The following is an 18,912-nucleotide window of genomic DNA, read 5'->3' as shown; positions in this document are numbered from 1 at the left end:
CCCATGGCCACCATCGAAGCCAACGCAGAGACGTCACCGTTCCGGGAGGACGTCGAGGCCACGCAGGTCTACATCGACAGTCCTCGGTTCGCCGGTATCACCCGCCTGTATTCGGCGCGTCAGGTCGCCGAGCAGCGAGGCACGATCCCGTCGGACTATCCGGTGGCCCGTGAGGCCGCCACCGCGTTCTTTCCCTATCTTCGCGATCTGTTCGCCCAAAAGCTGAGCATCACCACCTTCGGGCCGTACTCGCCGGGTCAGGCGGTCGCGATGAAACGGATGGGGATCAGAGGGATCTACCTGGGTGGATGGGCCACCTCGGCCAAGGGATCCATCAGCGAGGACCCCGGACCCGACCTCGCCAGCTACCCGCTGAGCCAGGTGCCCGACGAGGCGGCCGGGCTGGTCCGGGCACTGCTGACCGCCGACCGCAATCAGCAGTACCTACGGCTGCGGATGACCCCGGAACAGCGCGCAGCCACCCCGGCCGTCGACTACCGGCCGTTCATCATCGCCGATGCCGACACCGGTCACGGCGGCGATCCGCATGTGCGCAACCTGATCCGCCGCTTCGTCGAGTCCGGGGTGCCGGGTTACCACATCGAAGATCAGCGTCCCGGTACCAAGAAGTGCGGCCACCAGGGCGGCAAGGTGCTGGTGCCCTCGGATGAGCAGATCAAACGGCTCAACACCGCCCGGTTCCAGCTGGACATCATGCGAGTGCCCGGCATCATCGTCGCCCGCACCGACGCCGAGGCCGCCAACCTGATCGACAGCCGCGCCGACGAGCGTGACCAGCCTTTCCTGCTGGGGGCGACGAACCTGACGGTGCCGACGTACAAGTCGTGTTTCCTGGCCATGGTGCGCCGGTTCTACGATCTCGGCGTCACCGAACTCAACGGGCATCTGCTCTATGCGCTGCCCGCCGGCGAATATGCGACCGCCGAGGCCTGGCTGGAACGCGAGGGCCTCACGAACACCATCGCCGAAGCCGTCAAGGCTCACGTTGCCGGTGATTCGGTGGACGCCATGTTCGACAAGGTCGAGTCGGCGTTCGTCGAGGCGTGGCAGGCCGATGCCGGGCTGAACACGTACGGCGAGGCGGTCGCCGAGCTGCTGGAGTTCCGGGAAGGTGAGGGTGAGCCGGCCGCGATGAGCGCCGCGGACTGGCGTGACTTCGCCGCGCGGGCGTCGTTGTACACGGCGCAGGAGAAGGCACGCGAGCTGGGCGCGGACGTGGCCTGGGACTGCGAGCGGGTCAAGACCCCCGAGGGCTACTACCAGGTGCGCGGCGGCATTCCGTACGCCATCGCGAAGTCGCTGGCGGCCGCGCCGTTCGCCGACATCCTGTGGATGGAGACCAAGACCGCCGACCTGGCCGACGCCAAGCAGTTCGCCGACGCCATCCACGCCGAGTTCCCCGATCAGATGCTGGCCTACAACCTGTCACCGTCGTTCAACTGGGACACCACCGGCATGACCGATGACGAGATGCGGGCGTTCCCTGCGGAACTCGGCAAGATGGGGTTCGTCTTCAACTTCATCACCTACGGTGGCCATCAGGTCGACGGCGTGGCATGTGAGGAGTTCGCGACCTCCCTGCAGCAGGAGGGCATGCTGGCGCTGGCGCGGCTGCAACGCAAGATGCGGCTGGTCGAATCCCCTTACCGCACACCGCAGACACTCGTCGGCGGTCCGCGCAGCGACGCGGCGCTGGCCGCCTCTTCGGGCCGTACTGCCACCACCAAGGCGATGGGCGCCGGCTCCACGCAGCACCAGCATCTGGTGCAGACCGAGGTGCCCAAGAAGCTCCTCGAGGAGTGGCTGGCGATGTGGGGCGATTACTACAAGATCGGCGAGAACCTGCGGGTGCAGCTGCGGCCCCGCCGCGCCGGATCGGATGTCCTCGACCTCGGCATCTACGGCGACGGTGACGAGCCGCTCGCCAACGTCGTCGTCGATCCCATCAAGGATCGGCATGGCCGCAACATCCTGACGGTGCGCGACCAGAACACCTTCGCCGAGAAGCTGCGCAAGAAGCGTCTGATGGACCTCATTCACGTGTGGCTGATCCACCGGTTCAAGCCGGAGATCGTCTACTACGTGACGCCGACGGAGGACAACGTCTATCAGACCGAGAAGATGAAGGCGCACGGTATCTTCAGCGATGTGTACCAGGAGGTCGGCGAGATCATCGTGGCCGACGTGAACCAGGCCCGTATCGATGAACTGCTGGCACCTGATCGTGAGGCGCTCGGACGGTTGATCCGCAAGGAGGACTAGGGCTTCGGCGGTTCAGCTCACTGCCGCATGTGTGATGCGCCGCCGATGTACCAGGTCTGTCCGTTGATCCATTCGGCCTCGTCGGACAGCAGGAACGCGGTGACAGCGGCCAGGTCGGCCGGCCTGCCCAGGCGGGTGACCTTGGCGGCCATCAGGAACATCTGCTGTATCTGTTGATCGTTCTGCCGTTCCTGGGTCTCCCCCATGACCAGGCCCGGCATCACGGCGTTGCTGCGAATCCCTTTGGCCCCGTAGTTGTTCGCCACGTGCCGGGTCAGCTGATTGACCGCGGCCTTGGAGGCGTTGTACGCCACGTGCATGGGGTCGGTGCCGAGCGATCCTCCCGATGAGGTGTTGACGATGCTGCCGCCACCGTGTTCGAGCAGATGCGGCAGCACCGCCCGGATGGTGCGGACGAAGCCGAGCAGGTTGACGTCGAGGGTGCGATGCCACACCTCGAGCGGGGTGTCCAGGATCGTGGTGTCACGCCCGAGATTGTGCTCCGACAGGTCGGCGCCGACGTTGTCCAATCCGTGGACCGCGCCGAACTCGGCGATCGCGGCGTCGACGAGGTGTCGTACGGATTCGTCGTCGGCCAGGTCGAATTCGACCGCGATCGCCGCGCCGCCCGACGCGGTGATGGTCTCGACGGTGGCTTTGGCGCCCTGCATGTTGACGTCGCCGACGACCACCGACGCGCCCTCTGCGGCCAGCCGTTTGGCGGTGCCGGCTCCGATGCCCGTTGCTCCCCCGGCGACGATGAACGTCTTGCCCTCAAGCCCGAGCATCGAGGTCGATCTTCTCGATCGGGTTGGACCGTTCGAGCATGCCGAAGGTCTCCTCACCGTCCCACCGGTAGCGCACTCCGGCCTGTTGCAGGGCCGGGAAGTTCGGGTTCTCCTTCTTCATCTCGCGCACCGAGAACGTGTTGTCGTTGTGGTGGATGTCGTGGGTCGAGAAGACCGTCTCCCCCTCGATGTGCACCCGGCCCTCTGCGGTTTCCAACACCACCGATACGTCCTCACCCAGCGCCTGCAGCTTCGTCAGCCACGGTGCCTCCACGGCACGTGCCGGCATCAGGCCACCGTCGCCGGTGAAGAGATACCCCTCGTTGAAGGTGGGCTGCCCGTCGTCGCGCGGCGGGTAGGCGATATAGCCGAATGCCTTGCCGCTGGGGAAAATCGCCGACTGCCAGGCATGCCCCCAGAAGCTGCCCAGCTTGCGCACGCCCTGCCTGCGGATCCGCAGACCGCTGCCGGTGAGGTCCTGACTGTCCCCGTTGATGGTCACCGATCCGCGCGCCCGGAACAGCTGCTCATAGCGGGGGCCGCCGATCAGGTCGCCCTCCACCGAGTTCTTGATCCGGTCCCCTGCTGCCTTCTGCAGTGAGCCCTGGATCCACGGAGGCACAGCCATGTTCGCCTCGACGTGGAACGCCACATCTACCAGGGGGCCATCGGAGGTGCCCGCCACCAGATCGGCCGACGACGTCTCGACGGCCTTACCTTCGTACGTCATCGTCCAGGTCTGGAACGGCTCGACGCAGCGGAAGGCCAGCCCACCCGCGCCGAGAACCGTCGGCCTGCCGTCGGGGCCCTCGGCCGGCAACGAGGGCGCCCCGTCGCGCAGGCGGTAGACCCGCCCGTCGGGGAACGCCAGATTGATCTGCATCTCATGGTTGTCCCAGTTCGCCGCGACCGCCTCGATGCCGATGCGGGGCAACCCGATCTTGCCGCGGTCGTCGACAGTCCAAAAGCTCACGGAATCCCGCATTTCCGGGTTGTCCGGACGCTGCGCGAAGACGAATTCGCGGGACGGGTCGATTCCGCCGGTGAGGTCAATTGCCATGCGGGTTCCTGTTCTCGTGAGTGGTCCAACGGGCGGCGTGTTCGGCGTACCGGGCGAAGCGGGGCCGCACCTGATCCAGGTCGAGGTCGAACATCGCCGGGTCGGCGTGGGAGCTGGGCTCGCGTTCGGCGGCGGCATCAGTCCACCAGCTGTCCATCCGCTCGGCGAATTCGTCGGTCACGTGCTGTCCGAGCCAGGAGTACAGGGCGGTGACCTCGCCGATCGGGTCGGCCTGCATGGCCCGAAAATCGATGTCGTAGAACCGGTCCCTGTTGCCTTCGGCACGAAACGCCAGCGCACGGTCCATGCCGAGCGACCAGTGCTCGACGTTGAGCCTACCGATGTAGGGCCGGTCGATCTCGTCGGTGAACGTGCCGATGATGTCGGCATACAGGTCAGCCACCGAGAGAATGACGTCGGTCGGATCCCGGTGCGTCATCACGAACCTGGCGTCCGGGAACGCCTGGCCCACCGCCTCCAGCCACAGCACGTGGGACGGACACTTCAGCCGCCAGGGCCGCTCGGGTTCGCCCCACTGCAACAGCTTCATCACCCGGCGCTGATACTGCAGAGTCGTTGCCAGATCGGCCTTTTCCACGAGCCAGGTGGAGTACGTGGGCACCTGGGCGAAGGATTGGAACAGGTGCGACTTGAAGTCCAGGGCCATCAACTCGTGGCATTCCATGGGACCGTGCGTCGCTGCCGGGACGTGATGCCGCGTACCGACCATCTCTCCCTTGTCGGGTGGAATTCGGGGGTCGTCGCCCCGCACCGTCGACGGCGGTGGGCAAGGCTGCGAGGATTCCCACCGGCGCAGGTAGCGCACGTCAGGGTCCTGGGCGAGCAACATCGACAGGGCTGTGGAACCCGTGCGCGGCAATCCTATTCCGACGACGGGAGCCACGATGGGCACCTCGTCGATCTCCGGGTGGCGGCGGTACCAGTCTTCGACCTGCAGTCGCTGGGCGAGATACCCGGCGATCCTCGGATAGAGAAACGCCTCCCCGCGCGCGTTGAGGCGAGCCTCGGTCTCCAGCGACGCCAACAGGATCGTCAGGCCCTCCTCGAAGGAGTCGTCACCGAAGTCCGTCAGCCCCGTCTGCTCGATCGCACTGGCCTTGAGGTCGGTGGTCGTCGGCATCTCAGTTCATCCACTGGCCGCCGGCGACGTCGATCGTCTGCCCGCACAGGTAATCGGCTGCTTCCGACGCCAGGAACGCCACCATGTTGGCCGCCTCCTCCGGCAGCGATGCCCGGCCGAGTTGCACCTGGGTGGTGATGGCCTCCAGGATCGCGCCGCGACCCGCGAAGTGGGCCGGGGTCTTCGGATCGAGCAGGTACTCCATCATCTCCGGTTTGATCATGATGCCCGGCGCCACCCCGAGCACATTCACTCCCCGTGGCGCGACTTCATGGGCGAGGTTTCGGGTGAACCCGACAACGCCCGACTTGCACGCGTTGTACACCACCAAACCACGCTGCTGGATGCGGCCGCCGACCGAGCCGATGTTGATGATCTTGCCCGACCCTTGTGGCAGTAGGAATTCCAACGCGGCATGAGCGCCGTACATCATCATGGTCAGACTGCCCAGCACCGTGTGGTCGATGTCGGCCTTCGTGTGTTTCTCGAACGGGCCACCGACCACCATCACCGGATTGTTGACCATGATGTCCAAGCCGCCCAGCTGCTCGTGTGCGATGTGAATCGCGTCGTGCACCTGATCCCAGTCGGACATGTCGGCCTTCACCGGGTACGCCTTGACTCCCCACCGCTGCTCGATCTCGTCTGCGCGGCGTTGAACCTTCTCGAAAGTGCGCCCGATCAATGCGACATCGGCCCCGAGCCCGGCCAGGCGGTTGGCGATCGCCTGGCCCAGCCCGTCACCGCCCGCGCCGGTGACAAACGCCTTCTTGCCCGAAAGGTCCATCAACTCGGTGACGCGCTTGTCGATGATGTGTCGGGGCAGGCTGTCGAGATTCAGGGCGGCGATGGCGTCGGCATCGTCTTGGACCGTCATGGGGTTGGCTCCTCTCACCATGGCTTCGAGAGAAACGCTAGGGCCGTGGCGGAGCGCAGAGGTAATACCGATTTCGGCATCCAGTCATGCCGATATTCGATGGCTGGTATATCTCGATGGGTATGGACACCCACCGGCTCAAGTACTTCCTGCGCATCGCCGAGGAGCGGTCGATCACGCGCGCGGCCGGACTGCTCGGTATCGCCCAACCGGCCTTGAGCCGCCAACTGCAACTGCTCGAGGAAGACCTCGGCGTCGCGCTGTTCACCCGCACCCGGCGCGGTGTCGAGCTGACCGAGGCAGGCGAGCGACTTCGCGCCTCGACCGCGGGGCCGCTGCGCCAATTGGAGTTGGCCGTCCAGTACGCCGGGACACCGTTGGCCCGACTCGACCGGACGCTGCGCCTCGGCCTGCCGGAGTCGACGGTCGATGTCTTGACCGCACCCCTGCTCGGAAGCCTGGCTGCGGTATTTCCCGAAGCCACCTTCTCGGTGACCGTCGGCAGTACGGACTATCTGGTCGAGGGCATGCTCAAGGGCGCGGTCGACATCGCACTCGTCAACCCAGTCCCCGATGACCGGGTTTTCTATCGAGAGTTGTTGTCAGAAGGACTGTTCCTGGTCGGCGGACCCGAATCGGACCTCGCCGCCGCGCGCGGCGTTGGGTTCGGCGATGTCGTCGGATTGCCGCTTGTGGTGCCGCGGTCGTCGTCGGGAGTCGGTATGGCACTGCAGAATGCGGCGTTGCGAGCCAAGGTCCAATTCAGTCACCGGATCACGACCGATTCGCTTCCGGTGATGAAGAATGTGATCGAGGCGGGTTTGGTCTACGGAGTCCTGCCGCTGTCAGCGTGCCGTCGCGAAATCGACGACGGGCGTTTGCGATTCGCACCGGTTGAGGACGCGACGCTCACTCAACGGCTCGGCGTCGCCGCGACGGCACAGCTCGATCTGCCACGCGAGCTCAGTGTGAAGATCGGTGACACCATCCGCGAGGAGGTCGCGGCCCTGGTCAGGTCCGGTACCTGGGCGGCAGACTTGATGGCCACCCGGCCGTGGAATCCGATGCACGGGTGACGGGTTGAACCCCGACCCCACGGTTAGGGGTCGGCCTCCCGATCTTCTTCCGGTGGATGGAACAGGTCTTCGGGGTGCCAGTAGTGGTTGGTGCGGTCTTGGCCGGTGTCCAGCAGCGGCGGTGGGATCCATTCGACGCGACCGTCATCGCGGATGCGGGTGTGCCAACCCTTGTCGTGGACGAGCCGATTGCTCTTGGGGCAAGCCAGGGTGAGGTCGGCAATATCAGTTAATCCACCTTGGCTGAAGTCCTTTCGGCCGTGGTGGACCTGGCAACGATCGGTGGAGCACGTACAGCCGGGCCGGGTGCAGCCGCGGTCACGGTTGTGCAGCACGATCCGCTGCCCGGGGGTGGCGACGCGCTTGGACCGGCCCAGATAGAGCGGGACCTGGCGGTGATTTTCGTAGATCACCAGGTAATGGTGGGCGTGGGCGGCCATCCGGATGACATCGCCGATCGGCAATTCGGTGCCGGTGGTGGCCAGTCCGATGCCGGTCCTGGTTTCCAGTTCCCGCAAAGTTGTGGATACCACGATGGATACCGGTAGCCCGTTGTGCTCGCCCAGTTCCCCCGAGGACAGCACGTTACGGCCCATGGCGACCAGCGCATCGTGATAGCGTTCGGCGGCGGTGCGGGTGTCGGATGCAATGGCCTCGGCGGTGGGAGTGCCGGTGGTGCAGGGGTATTCGTCGGCGGGATTGCACATGCCCGGGCCGCCGTAGCGCGACAGGATCGGGAGGATGGTGGCGCGGGCTTCGGGGGTGAGTCGGCCACGGATTTCGCTGGTGCCATCGGCTTGTTGAGCCCCGATGACGATCTCACCGTGGCGACGGCATTCGGCGTCGATAGGCTCGGTGCCGTCCTGGTTGAGCAGGAACGCGATCCGATCAGCGCACTGTTTCAGGATCTCCGGACTGTTGCCGCTGGCGATGCGGGCCAGATCAGCCTCGATCTGGGCGTGGGTAGCCGCATCGAGCGGCACAGGCGGTTTGGCGAAGAACTTCTTGATCACCGCCACGTGCTCGGCGTTGATCGCACCGGCAGCCTGGGCGTCGGAGGTGGCCGGCAGTGCCGGCGCCAGCGACTCCCCGGTGACAGTGGTGTGCGGGCCCAGGACAGCGGCTTCGGTGACGCGGCGTTTGGCTTCCTTGGTGCTGATGCGCAGCCGGATGGCCATCACATCGGCCCAGCTTTTCGCACCGATCTCGGCCGGGGTGGTGCGGGTTTGGATCTCGGCCAACAGGGCGTGGTCCACCGCGGGCAAGCACCTGAGATGGTGTTCACGGCGGGACTGTAGCTCCAGAAGCTCGGGCAGGCTCAGCCCCTGATAGTGGAGGGCAGCCAGTTTCGCGCAGGCGGTGTCGTACTCGTCGTAGGCAGCCATCACCGACTCTCGATCAGAGATGGCCTTCGCAAGCATGTTCGAATTCTATCGCTGTCAACCGACAGCCGAAGAAGTTATCCACAACGCTCGATTCATCCACAGATATTGCCCCACAGGAGAATTAGGCCTTGACAACCCACCCTGCACTGGCTCGCGCAGCGACGCATGCGAGGGCGAATCCGCCGAGCGCCGACCAGCCCAGCACACCGTCGAGCCCGTTCTTGGCCATCAGCGTCAACGCGGCGCCGGCCACGCACAGCAGCACACCGGTCAGCACCGACCGCGCGCCCCGAATCTGAACGCGGCTGTCCCACCACGGCAACGGGCGATGCTCCAGCGGCGACAGCAGCCGGAAGGCGACCGCCATAAGAACAGCGAAAACCACTGCGCGCAGCGCCAGGTGGGCCCAGAAGCCAGGAGCATACGGATTGAAAGCGTCGAGACCGACGGCGTGCAGGCTGAACGCGGCGATCGCGATCACTGGGATGTGCCACAGGTACAGCGTCATGGCACCGCCGTTCCCCGTCGCCACCACGCGCCAGACCCGGGGCCTGGCCGCCCAGCGCCGGATCGGATTCGCAGCGGCGATGAACAGGCACGACATCCAGATGCAGTGCAGTGCCAGCAGCAGCGTCGGCGGCGACACGTTCGACACCCGCTCCGTTCCAGTGACAACCAGGGAGACGTCGTAAATGCCCGTGAGAGCGACGATTACCTGCGCGCTGAAAGCGACGACCGCGATCACCAGCGCCCGCAGCGCACAGATCAGGTGCCGCGCGTAGGCCACCCCGATCACGACCGGGATCAGCCAGACGACGATCAGGTTGGCGGTGCCGGCCTCCGGCGTACCGACTGCGAACCGGATGGCATCCACCACCCCGGACGCCGCGAGCAGTCCGGCGACCACCCACGCCAGCGCCCGGCCGGTGGTCAAGCGCATCAGCGCCGGAACGAACGCAAGCGCCACCAGATAGACGCCCAGAAACCACAGCAGCGCCACGCATTCGCGCCCGAGGGCTGATGCGGATGCGGCACCCATCGTCGCGCGCACCACGAGGAGGACGACCGTCCACATGGCCAGGTACCACAACACCGGCCGGCACAGTCGCTGGGCGCGGGCGAGCAGCCATTCACCCCAGGGTCGTCCGTCGCGCCAGCTGTAAGCACCCGCGGCCCCACCAGCCATGAAGAACAGCGGCATCACCTGCAGCACCCAGGTGACCGGGGCCAGCGCGGGCAAGGCGCCGAGGATGTTGCCGACCCGCACACCACTGGAGTCGATGGTCGCCAGCAGCAGTGCGCAGTGCCCGAATATCACCACGAGCAGGGCGCCCAGACGTGCCACATCGACGGCGCGGTCGCGTTCTGGTTTGGTGTCGTGGGTTGCGGCGTCTACCGACGGCACCACATCAGGGCTTGCCATGGGTTCAGTCTGCCGGGCAAGAGGGCGGTGAGGGATGCGTAGTCCTACCTTGTTTTCCCGGCCGTCACCTTCGTGGCCACAGCATCAGGCCCGCCGCGAGCAGCAACGCCGGGGGCACGGCCCACACCACAAACCACGCCGACCGCCCCGAGCCCGCATTCAGTGTCACCTCATTCGGGGGTACCGTGCGCGCCCACGCGATGAACGCATCAGCCACGGGGAGAACACCGAACAGATAGCGCGTGGTGCGAATACCCACCGGCAGCCCGACCAGCTCGACCTGCCGAGTCAGCCGGCCGGCCAGGTCTCGGTCGCCGTTGGCTTGCGCCGCCGCCAATCCGACGGCCGAGGCACTCAGGCTCACTCCGAAGATCAATGGGCCACTGTCGACGTCTGCGTCGCCGTCGGTGCCGGACGGGTACTCCAGAATTCCGGCCAGGCCGGCCTTGCTCGTGACGAACCTGTCGGAAAACCGCTGCCACTGATCGTCTTTGATTCCGACCACGTCATCGACCGAGGGCCAGAAGGTCTGGACGATGGCTTGTGAAGACCCTCGTGGTCCGGTGAGCGCGTGGGCGCGGGCATCGACCTGGTGCGGCAGCAGGCCCGTGTCCGGATCGGCGGCGGCCAACGCCCGCTCGCGCCAGTCGGCCAGATCCTGGCGCCACGGCAGATCGAGCAGTGAGATCGCCTGGGCGAGCGCTCCCGCTGCCACGACCGAATCACACGGCCAGAATTGCCCCGGATAGCTGGCAGGGAATGGTGAATCCGTTTGCCCCAGAGCTGAATGCACGACACCGGCCCGGTCCCGCACTGCTGCACGGTCGGCATCGGAGCCCGAAGCCCGTGCGATGGCGGCAGCCAACGCAAGTGACCAGCCCGCTGCGAACATTCCGTGCTCCGGGACCATTCCGCTGCCGAATACCGCGACAGATTCCGGGGCTTCGATGGCTGCCAGCCGGGTCCTGGCCCGGGCCAGATAACCGGCGGATCGCGGGTCTGCGCCGAGCCGCGCGGCGACCTGAGCCTCCGCCAGACCGGTCAGCACCCTGGTGAAGTATTCGCCCTCCGGGAAGAGGCCCTGCATTTCGGTGTCACGGCCTGAATCCAGGGCTGAGTCGAGGAATCCGAGTTGACGTTCCGCCCGGTCAGGCAGGGGCCCGAACCCGATGTAGAGCACATGGACCAGGGACAGCAGTCCGAGCACCACCACCAGCGTCGCGGCCACCATCCGCGCCCGTGTGAGCATCCTGGCAGTGTAGGAGCCTGGATCGACGCTGCCACCGCGCAGCTACGTCGACATCAAGCTTCCCGACCGGCCCGGGTATCCCTATCCGACCGAGGGCGTGGGCTGAGAGCTGACGAACGGTAGGCGTACGGATGGCGAAGATTGCCCGCCGCGGCGCTGACAGCAGTAGATTGCTGCCGTGGGGAAACGACGGTTGGCCGGCGGCCGGGGACGCTTGCTGGCGCTTGCCGCCTCCGTCACCCTCGCTGCGGGCATGGTGTACGCGCAGAACGCCGCGCCGGAGTGTTGTGCAGAGGTCCCAGCTGCGGCACCGCCCACCAGCCAGCAACCGGCACCGGTCGCCGCGCAGGCCGAGTTGGTGGCGGCCAGTGCGCCCGTCGTAGCCCGCGATTTCCAGTTCTCCCTGCCGAAGGGCCCGGCGCCTGAGAGCGGGCTCCAGGTCAAGACGATCTGGGTGGCCCGTGCCATCGCCGTGATGTTCCCCGAGATCACCACCATCGGCGGATATCGCCAGGATGCGCTGAAGTGGCATCCCAACGGTCTCGCGATCGACGTGATGATCCCGAACTATCACTCCAAAGAAGGCATCGCCCTCGGCAATCAGATCGCCGGATTCGCATTGGCCAACGCCAAGCGCTGGGGGGTGCTGCACGTGATCTGGCGGCAGGGCCTCTATCCGGGAATCGGCGCGCCCCATTGGACCGCCGACTACGGCAACGAGACCCTCAACCACTTCGACCACGTCCACATCGCCACCGATGGTGGCGGCTATGCCACGGGCCACGAGACCTACTTCCTGGGTTCGATGTCGAAATAGCTGCGCCCCGAATCGGCCAACTAGATCCGTAGTCAAAAAGTCGGCGGCAGGTAGGGTGCTGTCGATGAAGCGCGTACAGGTGGTGCGCGGCTACGGCGGCGTCAGTGCGGCCGACCGCCGCACCGAACGGCGGGGCAAGCTGCTCGCCGCCGGACGACAGATCTGGGGCGAGTCGGGGATCACCGAGGTCACCGTACGTGCGGTCTGCAGCGCTGCCGGGCTCACGTCACGCTACTTCTACGAGCAATTCGAAACCCGAGACGCGTTGCTGTATGCCATTTCTGACGATGTGCGCGATCAGTTACTGACCGCACTGGTCAACGCCGGTGTCGGCGATCCGGGCACGCTGACCGACAAACTCCGCTCGGCCCTCACCGCATTCCTGAACATCATCGCGGCCGACCCGCACATCCACCGCATCGCCACCGGCGACGTCAGCAGCGTCGCCGGGCTGACAGAACATCGCACCCACATCCTGGAGATGATCACCGGCCTGATCGTCCAACTCGCCCCCGACGTACTGACCACGGCCGCTCCGGATCCGTCCGCGCTGCGCCGCGGGGCACAGTTCATGGTCGGCGGCGTGAACCAGATCATCGAAGCCTGGCTGGAGGATCCCACCGAAACGCCGGAGAAACTCGCGGCCGAATGCGCCGACCTCTGCGTCGCCGTGGTGCACGGGGTCACGCGGTCGGACGACTGATTCAGGTGCCCGGCGCCACCGCGACATCCGGACAGAAGTTGTGCAACGCCGCGGACACCACGAGCCTGGCCTTATCGAACGGATAGGCCGACCGGGCCTCGGCGATCTGCATCGCCAGATCATCGGGACGCATCGACGGATCTTCGTGTGCCGTCAGGCATGCCTGCTGTCCGAGCTGTAGCAGAACGTCACGGTTGGCATCGGAGACCGGCAGCCCGACCGCGGAGACCTCGGCGAGAAAGCCCTGATCATCGGCGAGTGCTGCCGGGGCCGAGACGAGCGCGGCCGCAACTGCCACCACGGGGATCATCAGCGTCTTCATGCCCGTCACTGTGGCAGATCCGGTTCGGGATCCAAGGGACCCGCGCCGCCAACAGGGCCGTGCGCTCACATCCAACTCGGCGGCCGGATCGAATTCGCCACGTCCACAAGGCGGTAGCGGTGACGCCGCCGCGGCGAGTGCCGGGCGAGTTCCCGCAGCACCTCCTCGACACCGACGCGTAGACCCCGGTTCTCGAAGGGATGGTCGAGAAGCGGTTCGTCGGAGGCCTTCACAGCGCCCGAGCGGAGCCAGTCGAGGGCGATACCGAGGACGAACGCACGGATCTGCAGTACGCGTGGCTCGGTCTCGGGCAGTCCGCCCACCCGCCGCGCGGCATCGCGCAAGTCCGCCTCGGTGATCTCCGCGCCGGGCCGCCCGTCGAGCCGCAGGACCACCGACGTGAGTTGGGCTTCACCGTAATGGCGTGAGGTCACCGGGACCTGGTCGAGCACTTCGATTGCGCCGGCGCGGTCACCGTGGCCGGCGAGCACCCGGGCCAGACCGAACGCCGCACTCACCATGGCATGGTCGGTACGCCACAAGGTTCGGTAGTCCCGTTCGGCCAACTGCCACAACCGTTCCGCATCCGGTACGTCATCTGTATCGATCAGTAGTTCGGCCGTCGCGGCGGCCGCCAACTTGGGTGCCGCTTCACCGGGAAGCAATGCGACGACACGCTCGAAGCAGGCCAGGGCCGCCTCCAGATCACCGGCCCGCAGGCCGTCGATCCCGTCGTCCCATTCGATTTGCCAGTCCTCGTCGGACTCCTCGACCGGCACCGGCCTCGGCAGGGCATCCGCGACGTCGCGGCCGCGCAGCGCAACGGTGCGCCGCCGGCCGTCGACGAACACGTCGGTGCCCCGCAACGCCAGGTCGGCGCCGAATGTGGCAGGCGGCGGGCCGAAGAGCGTCGATGTTCGCGGACACGGTGAACCCGTCTGCTCGGCGAGGATTTCGTGCAGCACGCCCCGGCACTGGTCGGCCATCTCGTCCACCGACGAGAACCGCTGCGCGGGCCGGGGGTTGGTGGCACGGACCAACAGCCGGTAGAAGGACTCGTACCGTTCGAACAGCGGTATCTCGTCGCGGCTGGGCAGTGCCTCGGCGTAGCGGTCGTTGGACAGGTCGACGGTCAGCTTGGCCAGCGTGCGGCCGACCGTGTAGACGTCGGTGGCGACAGTGGGCCCGGTCCGGACGATCTCAGGGGCCTGAAATCCTTTGGTGCCGTATATGTATCCGAACTCCTCGACGCCGGAGACCGCACCCATGTCGATCAACTCGATATTGTCCTCGGTGAGCATGATGTTCTCCGGCTTGAGATCGTTGTAGACCAGGCCGAGGGAGTGCAGGTAGGACAGCGACGGCATGACGTCGAGCAGATAGCCGAGCGCCTGCTCCACCGGCATCATCTGTCGGGCTTCTCCGCCCGAGGAAGGCTGCTGCTTCGCCAGGATGGCTTCAAGGGTCGTTCCGCCGATGTACTCCATCACGATGTAACCGACCGGCCGGCCGTCGAAGCCAGGATGTTCGACGAAGTTGTAGATCTTGACGATGCCGGGGTGATTCACCATCGCGAGGAATTGGCGTTCGGCGACAGCGATCTCCTGCGCCTGCTGCTCGCCGGGTTGGAGCAACCCCTTCAGCACCACCCAGCGGTCGCTGACATTGCGGTCGATCGCCAGATAGATCCAGCCGACACCCCCGTGCGCGATGCAGCCCTGGACGTCGTACTGACCTGCCACCAACTCGCCGGTCTCCAGCTGCGGTGAGAACGAGAACACCGTGCCGCACTGCGGACACACCCCATCGCTGGGGCCCGGGCGGCCGGCACTCCCCCGCCCCACCGGACGCCCGCAGCCCGGGCACACCCGTTTCGACTCGGCGACAACAGGATTGGTGAGAATGGCACCGGCAGGTTCGATGTCCTCCCGAACTGGGATCTCGACCAGGCCGTCGCCCACGCGCCGGCGGCCGGTGCGCAGCCGAGGACGGGTTGTCGCCCCCTCGGCCTTGACCGGTGCCGATTCGGTCACCAGGACGGCCCGCGTGCCCTCTTGCCCTGCCATGTCAGTCCCGATACCTCGGCTCCGGCGGATGTGGCGCAGCGCCGAGAACGTTGAGCCACTTGCGATACAGCGACAACCAGGTCCCGTCGCGCCTTATCCGTTCCAAGGTGCCGTTGACCGCCCGGACCAGATCCTCGCGGGACTTGTTCACCCCGATGCCGTAGGGCTCGGCCTCCAGGCTGGGGCCGGCCAGGTGCAGGTTGGGATCCTGGACCGCCATGCCGGCCAGTATCGAATCGTCGGTACTGACCGCGTCGGTCTGCCCCTGCTGCAGCGCCACCAGGCAATCGTCCCAATTCTGAACGGCGAGCAGGGTCGCTTCGGGTGCCACCCGCGCGACGGTGGCCAGCGAAGTGGTGTCCACCTGTGAACAAACCCGTTTCCCGGCCAGATCTCCCGGCCCCTCGATCGGCGAATCCTTCGGCACCAGCAACCGCTGATGCGCATCGAGATACACCGTCGAGAAGGCGATCTCCTCTGCACGAGCACACGTGATCGTCATCGCCTTCACGACGATGTCGACGGTGCCGTCCTGCACCGCGCTGATGCGCTCGGGCGAGGTCAGCAGGCGGAACTCCACCTTGCCTGGATCATCGAGCAGATCGCGGGCAACCTCGCGTGCGATGTCGACGTCGAAGCCCTGCAGCTCACCCGAAACCGGATCGCGAAAACTCATCAGGTTGGTGCTCTGGTCGATGCCGACCACCAGTCGGCCTCGCTGCCGGATCGCCTGAACCGCCGGGCCGGACACTGTCGATGGGCGCAAACTCGCTGTGGCATCGCAACTCTCGACCGGCACCCCGGGCACCTGTGACACCACGGCGGCACCGCTGGGCAGCGGTACCGTGGTGAGCGAAGCGGAGACCCGGACAAGTGGCTGAGCCGTGGCGCATCCCCCCACCACGGTCGCGGCGAGGAGGACAAGTCCGGCGACGGCCCGCATCAGTGGTACTCGCTCAGTCTCGGCGCGACACCGGTGGCAACCGCAAGTGCGGCCAGAACACTGATCGCTGCGGCGCCGGCGGGAAGCGCACTCAGCGCCGCGTAGGCGCGGGTGATCCCGTCGCGCTGCCGATCGCGCAAGCGGCCGATGTCGGCTCCCAGAGCCGCATCGAGCCTGCCGAACTGGGCCGTGGAGTGCTGCGGCCCGCCGTCCCGCGCGATCGCCACGGCCCCGGCGTAATCACCGCGGCCCAACAGTGTCCTGGCCTCGGCGTGCGATGCCTTCCAGCCCCGCAGTGCTTCTTGTGCCCCGTCGGCGGGGTGCTGGTCGAGAATCCGGCCGACATCGGTGGTGCGCTGTTCGAATCGGACGTCGGAGAGCGGGTCGGACCCGCGTTTGAGCAGTCCTAGGATCTCGTCGGCGCGGGCCTGCTGGACCAGAATCCGGGCAGTCACCGCCGATTCCAATGGCTCGCTGCCCTCGGTGCGAGCGCTGTTGACCGCATGCGTCACCACCAGCCCGGCTACTGCCAACCACACCGCGAGCACAATCATCAACACCGAGGCCACCACCAGACCCGGGTTGAGGCGGCGATGACTGCGCCTGGCGAGAAAAACCTGCGCCACCACCAACAACGCCACCACGAGCGCGGCTGCCGCGATCAACACCCACGGGGTGGCAGCCGACCGTCCCGATGCCGTGGCGGCCTCGGCCTGCGTCCGGTACAGCCGCTCGGCATCGGGCAGGATGGACTCCTGAAGCAGCGTGGACGATTCGCTGAGGTACCCGACGCCGATCGGGCGGCCCCCGCGGTTGGTCGCCCGGGCAGTCGCCATCATGCCGGTGTACACCGCCAGCTGGTTGGACAGGTCGGTGAGCAACGTCAGCGATCGGATGTCGTTGGGCGACACCCCATTCGATGCGGTGACCAGACCGGCCGACGCCTCCCCTACGGACGCGTCGTAACGCTCACGGATCTCGCGCGGTTCGACACCACCGGCCAGAAACGCGGTGGCCGCGGTGGTGTTGGCCGACGACAGCGCACTGTAGATCCGTTGCGCGGCATCGGCCAGCGGCTCGGTGTGCGACCGCAGGGTCTCCAGTTCGCGTTGCCGGCTGGACTCCATCACCGACGCCGCCACGCCCACAATCAGAATCGCCACCACCAGGACGACGGCCAGCACCGCTATCCGGCCCGGTGTGGCCCGCAGGAAATCGACGATCGGCCGATCTAGTTCCTCGGCGTCGGCAAGCACGGACTCGCCGAGTGTGAGTGTCTGCCGACTCTCCGGCTCACCGCTGTGCACTCGACATCACCTCGCCGCAGGCTGGTCCGAATTGCACGGTAACCCCCGCCAACGCGCTACGCGGGGTTATTACGCGGCCGCCACGCTCTCAGCGGCCATCACCTCCGCGGCCGCGCGCTCACCCGAGCGAACCGCGCCGTCGATCCACCCGCACATGATGGCCGAACTCTCCGTGCCGGCCCAGTGAATGCGCCCGCACGGCTCTCGGAGGGCATGGCCGAATTCGGTCAGCACACCCGGCGGCGCGTGGCTGATCATCCCGCCACCCGAGTAACGCTCCACGGTCCAGTTCTGTTCGTGGTAACTGATCGGAGAGGCGGCCTTCGGACCGAACCGGTCGATCAACTCGCCGATCACCACGGATTTGCGTTCCGCCGCATCGAGTAGCCCGAGCCGCCGGGCGGCAGGCCCTTCGGTGATGACGCACATGATCCCCGGGGTGCCGGTGTCGGTACACGCGTCGATGGTCAGCGTCGCCGGACTCCCGGGAGCCGCGGACTGCCCGCACAGTCCGTCGGCCCGCCAGAACGCCGTGTCGTAGACGACCGAGATCTTGAAGACCGCACCGCTGGGCATCCGTTGATGGAGAAACATCCGGTCGACGGGAAGCATTGGCTCATAGGTGATCTGGCTCGCCACGGCCAACGGGACAGCGACGATCGCCTGCCGCGCCCGGACTGTCATGCCGTCGGCATGGACCGTCACGCCGTCGTTCTCCTGCGTGATGAGGTGAACCGGTTGCGAAAGATGCAGCGCCTCACCCAGTTCGGTGGCCATCGGCCCGTAGACGGCCCCCATGCCACCACGCACCCGTGCATCCTGGGCCCCACCCCGATTGGAGATGACGAAGCCGGGCCCGCCGCCAGACCCCATCTGGTGCAGCGCCCACAACAACGACACCTCGGATCCCGCCGAGGTGTAGATGCCGGCCAGCGCCATGTCGAGCATCTCGCGCGCCTGCTTGGAGCGCATATGACGGTTGATCCACTCGCCCAGGCTGATCCGGTCCCACTCGACCGCCTTCTTCGCCTCCCACGGGGCGTCGAAGGGAATCGTCTTGCACATCAGCTCCACCTCGAGCAGTCCGGCTCCGAGGTTGGCGATCGCCCACGGACTCATCGCCCACGGAATCGTGCCGGAATAGCGGTGTTGCTTGCCGTCCATGACCATCATCGCGCTGCCGTCGACGTACTCCTTGTATTCCTCGACACCGAACTCGTCCATCAGCGCTTTGATGCGGTCCTGTCCCGGTCCGATCCAGGCACCACCCCGGTCGATCCAGGTGCCGTCGGGCAGCACCTCGGTGAAGGTGCGGCCGCCGACCCGGTCGCGTGCCTCGAGCAGCGCCACGGAGCGGCCCGACTGCTTCAGCCGCCGGGCCGCGGTCAGGCCCGCGAACCCCGCACCCACTACGCAACAGTCGACATCTGTCATGGGTCGCCCTCCCCGTTTTCGACGGGCCAGATTCGCTC

Annotated in this window: 16 protein-coding genes; 4 read left to right on the top strand and 12 right to left on the bottom strand. The window is 66.5% G+C overall.

Annotation, left to right across the window (positions count from 1 at the left end; genetic code table 11):
• The first annotated feature begins 3 nt into the window (after positions 1–3).
• Positions 4–2,283, top strand: coding sequence for an isocitrate lyase ICL2 (gene aceA / locus AC4LGL_RS23305; RefSeq protein WP_491840840.1), 2,280 nt, complete (start codon positions 4–6; stop codon positions 2,281–2,283).
• Between the two features lie 17 nt (positions 2,284–2,300).
• Here aceA and AC4LGL_RS23300 read toward each other — a convergent pair whose 3' ends face one another.
• From AC4LGL_RS23300 to AC4LGL_RS23285, 4 genes are read right to left on the bottom strand one after another with little or no spacing between them, the layout of a single operon-like run.
• Positions 2,301–3,071: an SDR family NAD(P)-dependent oxidoreductase gene (locus tag AC4LGL_RS23300; RefSeq protein ID WP_491840839.1), complete on the bottom strand. Its 771-nt coding sequence runs from the start codon at positions 3,069–3,071 to the stop codon at positions 2,301–2,303.
• Positions 3,058–4,131 (bottom strand): DUF7064 domain-containing protein, encoded by a 1,074-nt coding sequence (locus tag AC4LGL_RS23295; RefSeq protein WP_491840838.1) that lies wholly within the window; start codon positions 4,129–4,131, stop codon positions 3,058–3,060. Before AC4LGL_RS23295 ends, AC4LGL_RS23300 begins: the two co-directional genes overlap by 14 nt.
• Entirely contained in the window at positions 4,121–5,272 is a 1,152-nt protein-coding gene (locus AC4LGL_RS23290; protein WP_491840837.1) for a sulfotransferase family protein, read from the bottom strand. The genes AC4LGL_RS23295 and AC4LGL_RS23290 overlap by 11 nt, the downstream gene beginning before the upstream one ends.
• 1 nt (position 5,273) lies before the next feature.
• Positions 5,274–6,149: an SDR family NAD(P)-dependent oxidoreductase gene (locus AC4LGL_RS23285; protein WP_491840836.1), complete on the bottom strand. Its 876-nt coding sequence runs from the start codon at positions 6,147–6,149 to the stop codon at positions 5,274–5,276.
• 122 nt (positions 6,150–6,271) lie between these two features.
• Here AC4LGL_RS23285 and AC4LGL_RS23280 point away from each other — a divergent pair, with 122 nt between their 5' ends.
• On the top strand, positions 6,272–7,225 hold the full coding sequence (locus AC4LGL_RS23280; protein ID WP_491840978.1) for a LysR family transcriptional regulator: 954 nt from the start codon (positions 6,272–6,274) through the stop codon (positions 7,223–7,225).
• A 23-nt stretch (positions 7,226–7,248) separates the two neighbouring features.
• On the opposite strand, the gene AC4LGL_RS23275 is transcribed toward AC4LGL_RS23280, so the two are convergent.
• From AC4LGL_RS23275 to AC4LGL_RS23265, 3 genes are all read right to left on the bottom strand, one after another.
• Entirely contained in the window at positions 7,249–8,646 is a 1,398-nt protein-coding gene (locus AC4LGL_RS23275; protein ID WP_491840835.1) for an HNH endonuclease signature motif containing protein, read from the bottom strand.
• 85 nt (positions 8,647–8,731) lie between these two features.
• A complete protein-coding gene (locus tag AC4LGL_RS23270) occupies positions 8,732–10,033 on the bottom strand; it encodes an acyltransferase family protein (RefSeq protein ID WP_491840834.1) in 1,302 nt (433 codons plus the stop codon).
• A gap of 64 nt (positions 10,034–10,097) precedes the next feature.
• A complete protein-coding gene (locus AC4LGL_RS23265) occupies positions 10,098–11,282 on the bottom strand; it encodes a hypothetical protein (RefSeq protein WP_491840833.1) in 1,185 nt (394 codons plus the stop codon).
• A 169-nt stretch (positions 11,283–11,451) separates the two neighbouring features.
• Between AC4LGL_RS23265 and AC4LGL_RS23260 the strand changes: the two genes are divergently transcribed.
• Positions 11,452–12,099: a VldE C-terminal domain-containing protein gene (locus tag AC4LGL_RS23260; protein ID WP_463793770.1), complete on the top strand. Its 648-nt coding sequence runs from the start codon at positions 11,452–11,454 to the stop codon at positions 12,097–12,099.
• A gap of 64 nt (positions 12,100–12,163) precedes the next feature.
• Entirely contained in the window at positions 12,164–12,802 is a 639-nt protein-coding gene (locus AC4LGL_RS23255) for a TetR/AcrR family transcriptional regulator (RefSeq protein ID WP_463793618.1), read from the top strand.
• Between the two features lies 1 nt (position 12,803).
• On the opposite strand, the gene AC4LGL_RS23250 is transcribed toward AC4LGL_RS23255, so the two are convergent.
• The 5 genes from AC4LGL_RS23250 to AC4LGL_RS23230 all read right to left on the bottom strand — a co-directional run bounded on the left by AC4LGL_RS23250 (position 12,804) and on the right by AC4LGL_RS23230 (position 18,874).
• Positions 12,804–13,124, bottom strand: a complete 321-nt coding sequence (locus AC4LGL_RS23250) for a DUF732 domain-containing protein (RefSeq protein ID WP_491840832.1) — start codon at positions 13,122–13,124, stop codon at positions 12,804–12,806.
• A 65-nt stretch (positions 13,125–13,189) separates the two neighbouring features.
• Positions 13,190–15,190, bottom strand: a complete 2,001-nt coding sequence (locus AC4LGL_RS23245; RefSeq protein ID WP_491840831.1) for a serine/threonine-protein kinase — start codon at positions 15,188–15,190, stop codon at positions 13,190–13,192.
• A gap of 1 nt (position 15,191) precedes the next feature.
• The gene (locus AC4LGL_RS23240; protein WP_491840830.1) at positions 15,192–16,133 is read right to left on the bottom strand and encodes a glutamate ABC transporter substrate-binding protein; all 942 of its coding nucleotides are present in this window, start codon (positions 16,131–16,133) and stop codon (positions 15,192–15,194) included.
• The gene (locus AC4LGL_RS23235; protein WP_491840829.1) at positions 16,133–17,440 is read right to left on the bottom strand and encodes a GlnX family signal transduction membrane protein; all 1,308 of its coding nucleotides are present in this window, start codon (positions 17,438–17,440) and stop codon (positions 16,133–16,135) included. Before AC4LGL_RS23235 ends, AC4LGL_RS23240 begins: the two co-directional genes overlap by 1 nt.
• Before the next feature lie 69 nt (positions 17,441–17,509).
• Entirely contained in the window at positions 17,510–18,874 is a 1,365-nt protein-coding gene (locus AC4LGL_RS23230) for a flavin monoamine oxidase family protein (protein WP_491840828.1), read from the bottom strand.
• Between the last annotated feature and the right edge of the window lie 38 nt (positions 18,875–18,912).

It is taken from the genome of Mycolicibacterium arcueilense (genome assembly GCF_058536225.1).
Note: the sequence above shows the minus strand (reverse complement) of the source record. Positions and strands in the feature narration are given on the sequence as shown.